Source organism: Kitasatospora sp. NPDC005856, assembly GCF_040629945.1.
GTDB lineage: Bacteria > Actinomycetota > Actinomycetes > Streptomycetales > Streptomycetaceae > Kitasatospora.
Genome location: NZ_JBEXWT010000143.1, coordinates 1 through 15,585, shown reverse-complemented (window position 1 = coordinate 15,585; position 15,585 = coordinate 1). Strand labels below are relative to the sequence as shown.

11 protein-coding genes are annotated in these 15,585 nt (G+C 72.7%); 10 read left to right on the top strand and 1 reads right to left on the bottom strand.

All coding sequences use genetic code 11. The annotated features are described in order from the left end of the window. Window positions 1–484: 484 nt before the first annotated feature. From ABZ449_RS40000 to ABZ449_RS39980, 5 genes are all read left to right on the top strand, one after another. Window positions 485–2,734 (top strand): MMPL family transporter, encoded by a 2,250-nt coding sequence (locus ABZ449_RS40000; RefSeq protein WP_360356505.1) that lies wholly within the window; start codon window positions 485–487, stop codon window positions 2,732–2,734. A gap of 91 nt (window positions 2,735–2,825) precedes the next feature. After that, the gene (locus ABZ449_RS39995) at window positions 2,826–4,364 is read left to right on the top strand and encodes a streptophobe family protein (protein ID WP_360356502.1); all 1,539 of its coding nucleotides are present in this window, start codon (window positions 2,826–2,828) and stop codon (window positions 4,362–4,364) included. Window positions 4,365–4,427: 63 nt separating this feature from the next. Continuing rightward, window positions 4,428–5,171: a response regulator transcription factor gene (locus ABZ449_RS39990; RefSeq protein ID WP_360356499.1), complete on the top strand. Its 744-nt coding sequence runs from the start codon at window positions 4,428–4,430 to the stop codon at window positions 5,169–5,171. Continuing rightward, window positions 5,168–6,766: an ATP-binding protein gene (locus ABZ449_RS39985; RefSeq protein WP_360356497.1), complete on the top strand. Its 1,599-nt coding sequence runs from the start codon at window positions 5,168–5,170 to the stop codon at window positions 6,764–6,766. The genes ABZ449_RS39990 and ABZ449_RS39985 overlap by 4 nt, the downstream gene beginning before the upstream one ends. A 90-nt stretch (window positions 6,767–6,856) precedes the next feature. Continuing rightward, entirely contained in the window at window positions 6,857–8,044 is a 1,188-nt protein-coding gene (locus ABZ449_RS39980) for a serine hydrolase (protein WP_360356494.1), read from the top strand. 71 nt (window positions 8,045–8,115) lie between these two features. Here ABZ449_RS39980 and ABZ449_RS39975 read toward each other — a convergent pair whose 3' ends face one another. Beyond that, the gene (locus ABZ449_RS39975; RefSeq protein WP_360356492.1) at window positions 8,116–8,712 is read right to left on the bottom strand and encodes a TetR/AcrR family transcriptional regulator; all 597 of its coding nucleotides are present in this window, start codon (window positions 8,710–8,712) and stop codon (window positions 8,116–8,118) included. Between the two features lie 144 nt (window positions 8,713–8,856). On the opposite strand from ABZ449_RS39975, the gene ABZ449_RS39970 reads away from it, so the two are divergent. From ABZ449_RS39970 to ABZ449_RS39950, 5 genes are all read left to right on the top strand, one after another. Then, on the top strand, window positions 8,857–10,410 hold the full coding sequence (locus ABZ449_RS39970; protein ID WP_360356489.1) for an AMP-binding protein: 1,554 nt from the start codon (window positions 8,857–8,859) through the stop codon (window positions 10,408–10,410). A gap of 10 nt (window positions 10,411–10,420) precedes the next feature. Then, window positions 10,421–11,602 (top strand): acyl-CoA dehydrogenase family protein, encoded by a 1,182-nt coding sequence (locus tag ABZ449_RS39965; RefSeq protein ID WP_360356486.1) that lies wholly within the window; start codon window positions 10,421–10,423, stop codon window positions 11,600–11,602. Window positions 11,603–11,719: 117 nt separating this feature from the next. Next, on the top strand, window positions 11,720–13,237 hold the full coding sequence (locus ABZ449_RS39960; protein WP_360356484.1) for an MFS transporter: 1,518 nt from the start codon (window positions 11,720–11,722) through the stop codon (window positions 13,235–13,237). A 367-nt stretch (window positions 13,238–13,604) separates the two neighbouring features. Then, window positions 13,605–15,107, top strand: a complete 1,503-nt coding sequence (locus ABZ449_RS39955; protein WP_360356481.1) for a C25 family cysteine peptidase — start codon at window positions 13,605–13,607, stop codon at window positions 15,105–15,107. Next, window positions 15,104–15,343: a hypothetical protein gene (locus tag ABZ449_RS39950; protein ID WP_360356478.1), complete on the top strand. Its 240-nt coding sequence runs from the start codon at window positions 15,104–15,106 to the stop codon at window positions 15,341–15,343. The genes ABZ449_RS39955 and ABZ449_RS39950 overlap by 4 nt, the downstream gene beginning before the upstream one ends. Window positions 15,344–15,585 lie beyond the last annotated feature (242 nt).

The following is a 15,585-nucleotide window of genomic DNA, read 5'->3' as shown; positions in this document are numbered from 1 at the left end:
TCCGGACCCGGACCTGGTGCGCGGCCGGCTCGGGCACCGGACGCTCCTCGACGACCAGCGGTGCGGTGAAATCGCGGACGACGGCGGCCTTCATGATGGTGCTGCCCTTCTGACGGTGACGAAGGCGGTTCCGGTGTCCACCGGTACCGCGTTGCCTTCATCCCACCGTCCCGGCCCGGAGTCCGCTGGGGTCGGTAGGTGCACTCGCTCAAGGCCGAAGGTCCCCGATTCACCGTGGTCGGCCGATGCGGTGGCCGGCCACCGGGCTCCAGCCGGAGCACGTCCGTGTCGGCGACCGGAGTGGAAGAGCTTCCTGGGAATCACGGCGCGGAAACCGGAGGAGTGGCCGGGCGCCGTCGTTCCGGCCGGGGACAGCGGCCCGGGTTCTCAGAGGGCTCACAGATTCTCTCCGGAGGCCGCCAGAGAGGACTGAAAACGTCAGTGCCGGTTTTCCGATGATCGCCGACTGATGTGGAGCCTTGCTGTGGCCGCGTTCCTTTCCGGGCTGGGCCGGTTCTCCTTCCGGAGACACTGGCTGGTGGCCCTGTTGTGGGTGGGACTGCTCCTGGGGACGGGGGTGTTGGCCGGGCGGGCCGCAGCCCCGCCGCCGAACGACTTCTCCATGCCGGGTACTCAGGCGCAGCAGGCGTACGACGTGCTGCAGGAGGGGTTCCCGGAGCTGGACGCCGACGGTGCGACGGCCCGGGTGGTCTTCCGCGCGCAGGACGGCAAGGTCACCGATCCGGGTGCGAAGGAGGCGATCGGCAGGACGGTCGCGGCGCTCGGCAGTGATCCGCAGGTCGCGCGGGTGACCGACCCGTTCACCGCGCGGTCGGTGAGCGGGGACGGCACGACCGCGTACGCGCAGGTCTCCTACCGGGTGCCCGCGTCGAAGCTGGAGGACGGCTCGCGCGGCGCGCTGCTGGCGACCGTCGAGCAGGCGCGCTCGCCGGAGTTGTCCGTCGAGGTCGGCGGCAACGCCGTCAACGCGACGCCCGGCGGGCATTCCTCGGAGGGCCTGGGCCTGCTGGTGGCCGCCGTGGTGCTCGTCGTCACGTTCGGCTCGCTGCTGGCAGCGGGGCTTCCGCTGCTCACCGCCGTCCTGGGAGTGGGCATCAGCGGGTTGGCCATCCGGGTGCTGGCGCAGCCGCTCGGTCTCGGCTCGACGACGACGGGCCTCGCCACGATGATCGGGCTGGCCGTCGGCATCGACTACGCCCTGTTCGTGGTCTCCCGCTACCGGGCCGAACTCGCCCGTGGCCGCAGCCGCGAGGAGGCGGCCGGCCACGCGGTGGGAACCGCCGGGTCGGCGGTGGTGTTCGCCGGTCTGACCGTGGTGATCGCCCTCGCCGGACTGTTCGTGGTGGGCATCCCACTGCTGACGCAGATGGGCCTCGCCGCGGCCGGCACGGTCGTCATGGCGGTGCTGATCGCCGTCACCCTGATTCCCGCCCTGCTCGGGATCTGCGGCCGCCGGATCGGTCCGGCCCGCCCGCGCCGCCGGAGGGCCGCCGCGAACGGCGGGCCCCGGCCGGGCCTGGGGGTGCGCTGGGCGCGGTTCGTGGTCAGGCGGCCGGTCGCCGTCCTGCTGGGCGGCGTCGCCCTGCTCGGCGTGGTCGCGGTTCCGGCGGCCTCCCTGGACATGGGTCTGCCGGGCGACGAGAGCAAGCCCGTCTCGACGACCCAGCGCCGGGCCTACGACCTGATCTCCGAGGGCTTCGGCCCGGGCTACAACGGCCCGCTGACCGTGGTGGTCCAGGCCGACGGCGGGGGCAGCGCCCAGGCCGCCGCGCACGGCGTCGCCGAGAAGCTCGGCGGTCGGCCGGACGTCGCGGCCGTCGGGCAGCCGAAGCTCAACGAGTCCGGCGACACCGCCGTCCTGACCGTCGTCCCGACCACACCCCCGGGCAGCACGCGGACGAGCGACCTCGTGCACGCGCTGCGCGATCCGGCGCTCGCCGCGGACAGCGGCGCCCGGGTGCTCGTCGCCGGGTCGACCGCGATGAACGCGGACGTCTCGCAGAAGCTGTCCGAGGCGCTGGTCCCGTACCTGGGGCTCGTGGTCGGCCTGGCGTTCGTGCTGCTGATCGCCGTCTTCCGGTCCCTGCTGGTGCCGCTCAAGGCGGCGCTGGGCTTCCTGCTGTCGGTCGTGGCCGGACTGGGCGCGGTGGTCGCGGTGTTCCAGTGGGGCTGGCTCGGGTCCCTGCTCGGGGTCGCGGAACCCGGCCCGGTGATGTCGATGATGCCGATCTTCATGGTCGGTGTCGTCTTCGGCCTCGCCATGGACTACGAGGTGTTCCTGGTCACCAGGATGCGCGAGGCGTACGTGCACGGGCGGTCGCCGGTCGAAGCCGTGATCAGCGGCTTCGAGCACAGCGCGCGGGTGGTGACCGCCGCGGCGGTGATCATGATCTCGGTGTTCGCCTCGTTCCTGGGCTCGGACGAACAGATGCTCAAGACCATCGGCTTCGGGCTGGCCGCGGCCGTCCTCCTCGACGCCTTCGTCGTCCGCATGACGCTCGTGCCGGCCGTCCTGGCGCTGCTCGGCCGGCGGGCCTGGCACCTGCCCGGCTGGCTGGACCGGCTCCTGCCCGATCTCGACGTCGAGGGCGAGCGGCTCGAACGGGCCCCGCACGCGGCCCTGTCCGTGACGGCCGAGGCGTCACCCGGCGAGGGCCCGGCACCTGTCGCCGAAGCCTCCGGAAGCGGAAGCCACCGAGCGTCCCGCACCTGAGCCTTCCGCTCCCCCTCCGGTAGGACAGCGCTCCCCCGCCTGCCCTCCGGAACCGTCCGTCCCGCATCCCCACCCACACCGGAGGCCACTCATGCCCGCCGCCCCGCCGCGCCCCGTTCCTCCCCGCGCGCTCTGGCGCCACGTCCTCGAAGGAGCGCTGTCCACCGTGGCCGCCCTGATGGCCATGGCCGCCGCCGCCTGGGCGGCACTGACCGCCCTGGGCGCCGGTACGATCGCTCCGGCTTCCAGCCTGGTGCCGGCGCTGATGGGCATGGCCTTCGGCGGCGACATCACCGTGAGGTCGGCGGCCTCCCCCGGGTCCGGCGGCGGCGATGGCGGGCTCGGCGGGGACGGATTCGGCGGCGGCCTCGGCGGGTTGCTCGGCGGACTGGGCGGGGGCGGCGGTCTGGACCTCGGCCTGACCGGACTGGTCTCGGTGACGCCCCTGACCCTGACCTTCCTGGGCACGGCCGTCCTGGCGATCGGGTTCTTCCGGCCCCTGTACCGGCGGCCGCAGCCCGCCTCGGAGATGCTGTGGGCCCGGTTCGGCGGCGCGGTGTCGGTCGCGGCGGTGGCCTTCCCCCTGCTGGCCGGCGCGGCGCACGGCACGGCACATCTGCCGGAGGGCGTGACGGAACGGTTCGGCAAGGGCGGCGCCGGAGGACTCGGGGGCCGGTTCGGCGGCGGTGGCGGCGGCCTCACCTCGGGACTGTCCTCGGTGCTCTTCGACACCGACACGGCGGTGACGGTCTTCTTCGGTCTGCTGTGGGTGTGCGTGGTCCTCGGCATCGGCTGCGTCGCGGCCCGGCGGACGACCCTGTCGCGCCCCCTCACCCTGGGCCCGGTACGGCTGAGGTGGCACGCCGTCACGTCCACGTTGACCGGAATCGCCGCCGCGCTGTGCTGCACGGTCCTGGTCGTCGCCCTCCTGGCCGGCGGCGCCGCCCTGACCGGCCGGGAGCAGGCGGCCAAGGCCGCCGGGGCCCTGCTCCTCCTCGGCCCGAACCTGGTCGCCGTGCTGCTCACCTCCGGACTGGGGACCCCGTGGGAGGCCGGCATGCACCGCCTGAAGCCCCAGGGCGGCGGGATGTTCGGCATGTTCGGCGGCGGCGCCCAGAGCGACACGGCGAACACGGACAGGGCCCTGAGCCTCGGCGGCTGGTCGGGCGCGGGTGTGCCGCTGTGGTTGATCGGGCTGCTGCTCATGCTGCTCCTGGCCGTGACCGCCGGGTACCTCGCCGCCGCCCGCACTCCGGCGCGCGGCCGGCGGGAGGAGGCCCAGGCCGTGTTCAGCCGGCACACCGAGACCGCCATGCGCCTGGGGATCGCGCTCGGCCTGCCGGTCCTCCTGCTGCCCCTGGCGGCCGGCGGGTCACTGCGGATCGGCATCAGCCTCATGGGCAACGAGATGGGGGGCATGACCGCCGGTCTCGACGGACGTCCGGGACTGTCGGCGCTCGCCGCCGTCGCCCTGGGCGCCCTCGCGGGCTACGGCGGCAGCCGCTTCCACGAGCGGCGGGCCCGTCGCCGCGACCGGGCCGACCGGGCTCCCGGGACCACGCCCCGGGGCGCCGCCCCCACGCTCGCCCGCTCGGCATCGTCCCCCCGCTCCTCCGACCCCGCCTCCTGAGCTCCGTGTGATCTCCTGGGAGAGCCCCGACCAACCCTGTCCCCGAAGGCGGCGATCCACACCATGGCGGCACCGACACCCCCGGCGCGACCCAGGGGGGACCGACCGGACCACCTGCTCGTCGTCGACGACGAGCCCACCGTCCGGGAACTGCTGCGCACCGCCCTGCGCTACGCCGGCTTCGACGTCGACGCCGCGGGCACCGGACGGGAAGCCCTCGACCTCGCCGCGCGGCACACACCCGATCTCGTCCTGCTCGACGTCATGCTCCCCGACCTGGACGGCTTCGAGGTGATCCGCCGGCTGCGGGCCCAGCCCAGGGAGCCCCACCCGGGCCGGGGTGGAGCCGTGCCGGTCCTGTTCGTCACCGCGCGCGAGGACCGCCAGGACCTCCTGCACGGCCTGAGCCTCGGCGGTGACGACTACATCACCAAGCCCTTCGACCTGGAGGAGCTCATCGCCCGGATCCACGCCGTCCTGCGGCGCACCCGGGGCGAGCAGGCGGCCCGGATCACCGTCGGCGACCTGGCGATCGAGCCCGACAGCCACCACGTCAGCCGGGCGGGGCGCAGCGTGCGGCTGTCGCCGACCGAGTTCCGCCTGCTGCACTTCCTGGTGACGAACGCCGGACGGACCATGACGAAGAACCAGATCCTGGAGAGCGTGTGGGAGTACGACTTCGGCGGTGACGCCGGCATCGTCGACACCTACATCAGCTATCTGCGCCGCAAGATCGACACCGACGAGCCCAAGCTCATCCACACCGTCCGCGGTGTGGGGTACGTGATCCGCGGGCCCCGGCCGTGACGGGGTCCGCGCCGTCGGCACCGGCCGCGGCTCCGGCTCCGGGACCGCGCCTCCCGTCGTCGCTCCGGCGCGGGCTGAACGGACTGTCGCTGCGCACGCGCCTGCTCTGCCTGTCCATCGCCCTGGTCGCCGTCGGCCTGCTCGGCACGGGGCTGCTCGTCACCGCCGCCCTGCACGGATACCTCCAGGACCGGGTCGACGACCGGCTCGTCCTGACCGGCCAGGTCGCGGCCCGCCTCTCGCCACCCGCCGGCACCGGTACCCCGACGGGCGTGCAGGCCCTGGGCGTCCTCGGGGACACCACCGTGACCTACCTCGACGACAGCGGCGCCACCCGCAGGGCGTTCGACGTGAGCCCCACGCCACCCGGTGGCGGCCCCGAACTCCCCCTGCTCGACCACGAGGCCGTCCTCGCCCACGGGGGCCGCCCGTTCACCGTGCCCTCCCACGACGGCGAGCACGAGTGGCGGGTGGTCGCCTTCACCCAGCCCACCCCGCTCGCCGCGCCGGAGTCGCCCGGCGAGCGGGGCAGCGTGGTGGTGGCGACCGCACTCGACGAGGTCGACCGCACCGTCGCCAAGACCCGGAACCTCTCCCTGACCATGGGCGCCGCCCTGCTCGCGGTGCTGACCGCCGTCGGCTGGTTCGCGGTCCGTTCCGGCCTGCGCCCGCTGACCCGGATCGAGGAGACCGCGACGGCGATCACCGCCGGCGACTACTCCCACCGGGTCCCCGAGCTGGCCGCTCCGCACACCGAGGTGGGACGCCTGGCCGACTGTCTCAACCAGATGCTCACCCGGATCGACACGGCGTTCCGGGCCCGTACGGAGGCCGAGTCGAGGGCGCGGCGGTTCTTCGCCGACGCCAGCCACGAGCTCCGCACGCCCCTGGTCGGCATCAAGGGCTACACCGACCTCTACCGCATGGGCGCCCTGTCCACCCGCGAGGACCTCGACCGGACCATGACGCGGATCGCCGCGGAGTCCCAACGCCTCACCCGGCTCGTGGAAGAGATGTTCCTGCTCGCCCGCCTCGACGAGGACGCCCACAACGCGGCCCCCGGTCCCGGCCGGGCGCCGGCGTTCGCCCTCGACCTCGAACCGATGGACCTGCGCACCCTGGCCGCCGACGCCCTGCGCGACGTGCGTGCGCTGGACAACAGCCGCCCGGTCGCCCTCACCGGCCCCGGTGGCGGGAAGCCCTCCAGCGCTCCCGCGATCGCCGACGAGGCCCGGCTCCGCCAGGTCGTCTCCAACCTGATCGGCAACGCCGTCACCCACACCCCGGCCGGTACCCCGATCCGGATCGGCGTCGGCACCGTCGGCACCCATGCCGTCCTGGAGGTCGCCGACCAGGGGCCCGGCCTCACCGGGACCGAACGCGACCGGGTCTTCGACCGCTTCTACCGCACGGACGACTCCCGCGACCGCGCCACCGGCGGCTCCGGCCTCGGCCTCGCCATCGCCCAGGCCCTGGTCGCCGCCCATGGCGGCCGGGTCACCCTCGACACCGCCCCGGGCCGGGGGTGCACCTTCCGCGTCCTGCTCCCGCTGCCCTCCCCCTCTGCCGAGTGCCCGGGGCCGCCCCCGGTGTAGTCGTTCCTCCCACCCCGGGGTCCTGAAGCGCCCTGGATTCCAGACAGGTTGTACGTTATCTTTCAATCTGTCTAATGGGTAGGAGTGCACATGGCATCGCCGCGGTCCCTGGCCGACCTCATCTGGGCACGCGGGTACACCGATCCCGCCTGGGTACGCGTCCACGCGGTCACCGGGCGCGAGACCGTACCCAGCCGCCGCGTCTGGCGCGGCCGCACCCGGGCCGAGCCGTTGCCGGTGCGCGAAGCCGATCTCGACGGCCTGCGCTTCACGGCGCCGAACGGGCGCGAACTCGGCCTGTCCGAACTGTTCGCCGCGGCCCAGACCGACGCCTTCCTGGTACTGCACCGGGGCGCCGTCGTCCTCGAGCGCTACCTGCACGGGTACGAGCCCCACGTGCCGCACTTCAACGCCTCGGCGGCGAAGTCGTACACCGGCCTGATGGCGGCGGTCCTCGAACACCAGGGACTGCTCGACCGGCACACCCCGGTCAGCAGGTACGTCCCCGAGCTGGCCGGGACCGCCTTCGGCGACGCCGAGGTCGACCACCTGCTCCACATGGGCACGCTGATGAGCTACGCGGGCCGGCCGTACGACAAGGCCCTGGAGGCCCAGCGCTACTTCGCCGTCCTGGCCCCGCAGTTGCGCCCGTACGGGTACGCCGGGCCGACCAGCATCGGCGAACACCTGGCCACCGCACGGGCCACCGGCGAGCCCGGCACCGAGTTCCGCTACGAGAACGGCAACGTCGAGGCGCTCGCCGCGGTCCTCCGCCGGATCACCGGGACCAGCACGTCGGAGCTGCTCAGCGAACTCCTCTGGTCGCACATCGGCGCCGAGGAGGACGCCTACTACCTGCTCGACGGGGAGGGCGTCGAAGCCGCCTGCGGAGGCTTCAGCGCGACCCTGCGGGACGTCGCGCGGCTCGGCGAGATGCTGCGCCGCGGCGGCGCGGTCGGCGACCGGCAGGTCGTGCCGGAGGCCGTCGCCACCACGATCGTCAGCGGCGCGCCGGACGGCTACGCCCGCCGGGTCCGGTTCCCCGGAGCGCCGACCACGACACCGGCCACGCTCTCGTACCACGACCTGTGGTGGATACCCAACGACCCGTACGGGTCCTTCATGGCCAGCGGCATCCACGGCCAGCGGCTGTTCGTCTCACCGGGCCTGGACCTCGTCGTGGTGCACTACGGTTCCCAGGTCATGTCGCCGGTCGCGCCGCAGGCCCCGCTCGTCCAGGCCTTCACCGAAATCGGTCGGCACCTCAACGGCCGCTGATGGCAAGATAGTTCACGCCAGGCCGTACGCCGCGACCGCGGCGTACGGCCGGTGGCGACCACACAACGGGGTCAGTCGGCGGGATCGAACCCACTGGCCCAGTAGCGCCCGTGCCGGGACAGGCCGAGGAGCAGCTCGGCCAGCCCCTCGGCCGGCATCCGGCCCTCCTCCCCCTCCAACCACCACTGCATGACGGCGAAGTGCTCGCCGACCCAGGCCCGGGCGATGACCTCGGGGTCGATGCGCGGTTCACGGTGGTTCTGCTCCGCCCGACGGCGGAAGACGGCCGAGATGCGGCGCACCGCCTCCTCGGTGAACATGCGCAGGGGCTTGCCGTCGCCCTCGCCGCGCAGGATGACCCGGTAGAGGTCGCGTTCCTCCTCGGCGTGGTGCAGCAGCGCGAGCAGCGGCTCCCCGGTGAATCCGGTGTCCGACTTGTCGGCGAGTGGCTGCAGGCGTTCGCCCAGCTCCTGGAGCAGGTCGGTGGTGACCCTGGTGAAGAGGGCGTCCTTGTCGCGGCAGTGGCTGTAGAAGGTGGCGCGCGCGACATCGGCCCGCTCGGTGATGTCCTCCACGGTGAGCGCCGCGTAGCCGCGCTCCATCACCAGTGCCACCAGGGCGTCGCGCAGCGCGCGCCGGGTCCGGCGTGTGCGCCTGTCCTCGGCCATCGTCACCTTTCGATCCAGGGGATGCGGATGCGGCGGCCGGGGCCGCAGCGAACTCCCAGTATAGAGACCCTTGACAGTCGAGACGTTAATGGACAACCTGTCCGGAAACGTTCTTGATGTTTGGAAACCAGTCAGGGGTTGAACATGAACCTGGGCGCCTACCTCACCCGCAGTGCCCGCTACCGGCCCGACGAGCCGGCCTTGGTGTGCGGTGAACGGTCGTGGACCTTCCGGCAGTTGGAGCAGGACGCCAACCGCCTCGCCTCGGCACTGGTGGCGCGCGGGCTGCGCCCCGGCGACGCGGTGGCGAGCCTGGCGTGGAACCGCGGCGAGCTGCTGGTGGTGGAGTTCGCGCTCTACAAGGCCGGCCTGTTGCGGGCGCCCGTCAACGCCCGGCTGGGGCGCTCGGAGATCACCCACATCCTCGGCTACGCCCCCGTGCGCGTCCTGCTCTTCGACGCGGCGCACCGCGCGGACGCCCTGGCCGCGATCGAGGCCTCCGGAGCCGGCTGCGCGGCCGTGCAGTTCGACCCCACGGACGCCGAAGTGCCCTGCTACGCGGACCTGCTGGCCGAAGGCACCGTCGAACCGGTGAGCGTCGAGGTGCGGGCGCAGGACCCGGCGGTCCTCAACTTCAGCTCCGGATCGACCGGGGCGCTCAAGGCCGCCACCCAGACCTTCGGCAACCGTCTGGCCAACCTGCGCAAGCAGCTGATGGGCGATCCCCGCCCCCGCCCGGGCACCCGTTACCTGGCCTGCGGCCCGATCACCCATGCGTCCGGCATGGCGCTGCTGGCCTGCGTCTTCGCCGGCACCACGATCCACGTGCTGCCCACCTGGGACGTGGAGGCCTTCCTGGCCACGGTCGAACACGAGCGCATCGACGCCACCTTCCTGGTGCCGGCGATGCTCGGCATGGTGCTGGCCCACCCGAAGCTGGCGGAGTACGACCTGTCCAGCCTCACCGACCTGCGGGTCGGCGGGGCGCCGATCTCCCCGCAGCGGCTCCGGCAGGCCGTCGCGGCGTTCGGGCCGGTCGTCGGACAGGGCTACGGCACGGCGGAGACCACCAGCGTGGTCGCCGGGCTGACCGGCGCCGAGATCGCCCGCGCCGTCGCCGCCGACCCGGAGCTGCTGGCCTCCTGCGGCCGGGCCGTCTACGACAGCGAGATCCGCATCGTGGACGAGCAGGGGCGCGAACGGGCGCCCCGCGAGGTCGGCGAGCTGATCGTGCGCGGCCCGGACTGCGTCACCGAGTACTGGAACGACCCGGAGCTGTCCGCGCGGACCTTCCGCGACGGCTGGGTCCACACCGGCGACCTGGCCTGGATGCGCGAGGACGGCTACCTGTTCATCGTCGACCGGATCAAGGACATGATCATCTCCGGCGGCTTCAACATCTACAGCACCGAGGTCGAAGCGGCCCTCTACGAGCACCCGGCGGTGTTCGAGGCCTGCGTGGTGGGCGTGCCGGACGAGCGGTGGGGCGAGGCGGTCAAGGCCGTGGTCGTCCTCCACCCGGGCGCGGCACTGGCCCAGACCGAGCTGATCGAGTTCTGCGCCGCCCGCCTGGACCGGCTCAAGAAGCCCCGCTCGGTGGACTTCGTCCCCGTGCTCCCGCACAACCGCAACGGCAAGGTCGACCGCAAGGCCGTCCGCGAAACCTACTGGGCCGGCGCCGGCCGGCGCGTCAACTGAGGACTCCCCCGTGCTCTTCTCCCTCCACCCCGAATACACCGCCGACCCCCTGCTGCACGACCTGGTCGGCCGGCTGCGCGACTACCTCGACGGCGAACTCGCCGCCTACGAGGCCGAACACGGCGTCACCCCCGCGACACCGATCACCCGTGCCCTGCTGGAACCCGTCTGGAAGCGCAGCCGCGAACTCGGCTTCTACGGCATCCACCTGCCGCCCGAACTCGGCGGCCAGGGCCTGACCCACACCCGACTCGCCGTGCTGAAGGAGGAGATCGGCGCGAGCGGGCGGGTGCTCGGACACAGCGTGCTCGGCGAGATGGGCGGCCCGCTGCGGGTCGGCGACATCCTCGCCGGCGCCAGCCCGCAGCAGCTCGACACCTACTTCCTGCCCGTCGTGCGCGGCGAGCGCGCCTGCTGCTTCTCCCTCACCGAAACCGACGCCGGCTCGGACGTGCGCGCGATGCGCACCGTCGCCGTACCCGAGCCCGGTGGCTACCGGCTCACCGGCCACAAGGTCTTCTCCAGCGCCGGGCCGGTCGCCGACTTCGCCATCGTGATCGCCCGGATGGAGGGCACCGAGAAGACCTTCTCCGCGTTCGTGGTCGACCTCGACAGCCCCGGCTGCCGGGTCGCCGACGGCGCCACCCCGATGTCCGGCGAGCACATCGAGAGCGACATCGTCCTCGACGGCTGCTTCGTCCCGGCCGCCAACCTGCTCGGCCGGGAGGGCGACGGGCTGCTGCTCGGCCTCGGCCGGGTCAACGTCAACCGCCTGCTGCACTGCCCCAGCGTCCTCGGCATGGCGCGCCGCGCGATCGCACTGACCCTGGACCGCGTGCGCACCCGCACCGTGAACGGCGCGCCGCTCGCCGACCTCCAGTCCGTCCGGCACAGACTCGCCGACCTGGCCACCGAGTTCTACGCCGCGCGGGCCATGACGTACGCCGCGCTGGCCGACCTGGACACCGGCACGGTGCCCCGGCTGGAGGCCTTCATGTGCAAGTACTTCGTCGCCGAGTCGGCCTTCCGAATCCTCGACCAGGCCGTGCAGCTCCACGGCAAGGAGGGCCTCACCCAGGGCAACGAGGTCGAGTTCCTGTTCCGCAAGGTCCGCATGTTCCGGGTGCTGACCGGCACCTCCGAGATCCAGCAGAACGGCATCGCCAAGCTGCTGCTGCGCCAGGGCGACTGAACACCGGTCGGCTGCCGGGCTGCTCACCCGGCCCGGCAGCCGACCGCCGCCCCCGCTTCCGTCCTGCCGCTCCCCCGTCCCGCTCCCCCACCTCATACCGTGCTCGCCGGAGGATCCATGCCGCGTGTCCGTGCTGCCACAGGCTCCGCAACCACCGGCCGGAGCGACACCCGTGTCGCCGCGGCCGTCGGGTTCCTGATCTTCGTCGAACTCACCAGCGGCATCATCCAGGGGATGACGCCGGCGCTGACCCCCCGTCTGGGAACGGAACTCTCGATCAGCGCGGGCGACCTCAACCTGGTGACCGGCGTCCAGCTGCTGGCCGCGGCGGTCAGCGTGCCGCTCCTCGGCCGCCTCGGCGACCTCTACGGACACCGGCGCGTGCTGCGGGTCGCGGTGGCGAGCCTGGCCGCCGGCTCACTGCTGGTCGCCTGGTCCCCCTCCGTCGCCGTGCTGCTCCTCGGCCGGGTCCTCCAGGGCCCGCTGGCCGCCCTGCTGCCGCTGGAGATGGGCCTGGTCCGCGACCGGCTCGGCCCCCAGCGCGCCCGCCGCGCCGTCGGGCTGCTCGTCGGGGCCCTCACCTTCGGATCCAGCACCGGCATGGTCCTCGCGGGACTGCTCAGCCGGGCCGTCCCGAGTGTGCACGGCGTCCTGCTCGTCCCCGCGGTCGCCACCGTGCTCTGCACCGCCGTCGTGTTCCTGCTCGTACCGGAGTCCGCCACCAGGTCGCGCGGGGCCGTCGACTGGACCGGCGCCGCTCTGCTGAGCCTCGGCCTCGCCGCGCTGCTGACCGGCGTGTCACAGGGGTCCAAGAGCGGCTGGACCACCCCCGCTCCTACCGCCCTCCTGCTGGTCGCCGTCATCGTGCTGACGGTCTGGGTGCGGGTGGAACTCCGGGCGCCGCACCCCGTGGTGGACATCAGGACCACCGTCCGGCGCAGCCTGCTCCCGGTCTACGCGGCCGGCTTCCTGCTCGGCGTCACCCTCTACGGCGCGCAGGTCGCCGCGGCCCTGTTCCTGGCCGCGTCCCCCGGCACGGAGGGCTACGGCTTCGGCTACGGCGCCCTCGGCATCGGCTGGGTCCTGTTCCCCGCCGGGATCTGCGCCTTCGCCGCCGCCACCGTCTCCCCCGCGCTGGGCAGGCGGCTGGGCACCCGCGCGGTGCCCGCCCTCGGCGGCTGCCTGCTCGCCGCCGGCTACACCGCCCTCGTCCTCACCCACCACGCGGTCTGGCAGTTCGCGCTGCTCAACGCCGCGCTGGGATTCGGCACCGGGCTCGTCCTGAGCACCCTGCCCGCCCTGGTCCTCGACGCCAGCCCGGCCGACCGCACCGGCATCGCCACAGGGCTCTACAGCACCGCCAAGACGCTCGGCGGCAGCATCGGCAGCGCCGTCTTCGCCGCCGTGCTCACCGCGATGACCGTCCGGGGCACCACCGTCCCCACCGAGTCGGCGTACACCACGGTCTGGTGGCTGTGCGCCGCGGTCTCCCTCGGCGTCACCGGCGCCATCGCCGCCCTACCGCGCCACGACCCCTCCCCGACCGCGGCCTCCCCCACCGGCAACCGCCCGACCGTGCCGCGGCGCCCCTCGGCCGACGTCGACGGCACCGCACGGCTCTCCGGCGATTCGTGACCTGCTGCGGGGCACGGAATCTCCGCATCGCCCCGGCACCGCGCGTCCGCCCGGTCCGCGAAGCGGTGAAGATCGAGATGCCGCGCCCCGCAGCCCTTGCCAGACTCTGGGTCAGTACACAAACATCTCGCCACCGCCTCGCGGAACGCGTGCACGGACAGGCGCCCCCCGAGGCCCGCGGCGCGCCGTTGACGCGGCTTCCGTCGCGCGGCCCGGCCGATACCACCGCGTGTGTTCCCCGACCACCCGGACGAGTCGACCGTGCGGCCCGCCCCACGAGTCAACGGGGACGGCACCCGCCAAGTGACGGCCGATGGGCGTCACCGGGTGCCGCGTTCCCCCATCCGCCCTCAGAAAGGTATTCCACGTGGGCACGTCAACCAAGATCGTCGTCACCAACTACTCCGCCCTGAAGAACAAGGGGTACCAGGACCCCGACGTGGACGCGGTCAAGGCCGCACTCGCGAAACTGGTCCAGGCCGACCAGGACCGCGGCATCACCACCACCGTGGTGGATCTGAGCGACAAGAACGACATGGCCCGGTACCAGGCGCCGGTCGTCACGAGCGCGACGGACGAGAAGCAGAACAAGGACGCCATCGACGCGGTGTTCCGCTACGCCGAGCCGGACTACCTGATGCTCCTGGGCAGCTTCGACGTCATCCCGCACCAGACGCTGAAGGACCCCACCGGAGACGACCCCTCGATCCCCAGCGACCTGCCGTACGCGTGCGAGACCACCTACGACGAGGGCCAGCAGGACCCGGTCAACTTCACGAGCCCCAGCCGCGTCGTCGGCCGCCTCCCGGACGTCACCGGAAAGCACCAACCGGACTACCTGGTGAGCCTCGTCAAGTACTCCGCCGCCGCCACTCCCGCTCCACGCGACACCTACCAGGCGTACTTCGCGCTCTCCGCCGCGGTCTGGGAGAAGTCGACCCAGGAGAACCTGACGACCATCTTCAACGACGCCTCGGCGCTCCACCTGGTTCCGCCGGACGGCTCGCCGTGGTCCGCGAGCGCCCTGGCGCCCAAGAGCCACTTCGCCAACTGCCACGGCGCACCCAAGGATCCCCACTGGTACGGGCAGGGCGCATCCGGCTACCCGGTGGCCCTCTCGGCCGACGACGTCGACCACCCCCTCACCACCGGAACGGTGGTGGCCTCGGAGGCCTGCTACGGTGCGCAGCTCTACCAGCCGGACGCCCAGACCCGGGCCGGCATGGGCAACACCTACCTCCACAGCGGCGCCGTCCTCTTCTTCGGCAGCACGGTCATCGCGTACGGGCCGGCGGACTCCTGTGACCAGGCCGATCTGATCACCCAGTACGTCTACCGCGAAACCCTCAACGGCCAGTCCAGCGGTTACGCCACGCTCAAGGCGAGGCTGGACTACGTGAAGAACAAGACCGACCTCCTCCCGCAGGACCTGAAGACGATCGCGGAGTTCACCCTCCTGGGCGACCCCTCGGTCAAGCCGGTACTGCCATCGGCGCTGGCGGCCGAGGTGGACCCGCCCGCCGCCGTGGCCGAGCGCCGCCGGGAGGCCAGACTCGCCGCCCACGTGCTGGAGCAGAGCATCTCCGTCCCCAAGCCGGTCTCCAACAGCGAACTCAGCTCCGAACTCGAGGCACGCCTGCGGGAGATCGCCCAGCGGCACGATCTGCCGCCGTCGTTCTCCATCCGGTCCTTCGCCTCGGTCTGGAAGGGCGAAGACCACGCCGCCCCGAAGGACTTCGGACAGCCTCCTCGCGTGCACCTGTTGCAGGCCGTGCGCGACCCGGGCGCCCCCGTACCCACCAATGTCATCATCACGGTGCGCGAACAGGCGGGGACGATCGTGTCCGTGGACGAGATCGAGGCTCGGTGACGGAGACCCGGCTTCGCGGGCAGCTCTCGATCGAGCGCGTCGCCGTGGGTTCCAAGAGCGAGCGTGACGCCCTCGTCCTGCACAGCGACGGACACGACTACGTGGTGCGGGTCCCCGGCGAGAACCCCTTCGAGGCGAGCAGCCTGAGTCATCTGGCCGGCCACGTCGTGGATGCGGAGGGCGAGGTCGACCAGCAGTACTTCTTCGTCACCCACGCGTCCGTCGTGGACCCCTGAGCGGACGCTCGGCGGGGCGGGCCGATCGGCCCGCCCCCTGGAGCAGGACCCCTCGGGGCCCGCCGAGCCCGCCGCGCAGGTCGAGGTCGACCTGCGCGGCGGGCCGCTGTGCCGGTCGGCGTTGGCGTCCAGCTTCCGGAACGTCTTCTAGTACTACAGCGGCACTTGCCTTGTGGGTGATCTCGGCGGTACTGATCCTGGTGTGGTGACTATGGATCAGGTGTCTTCATGGGGTGCTGAGC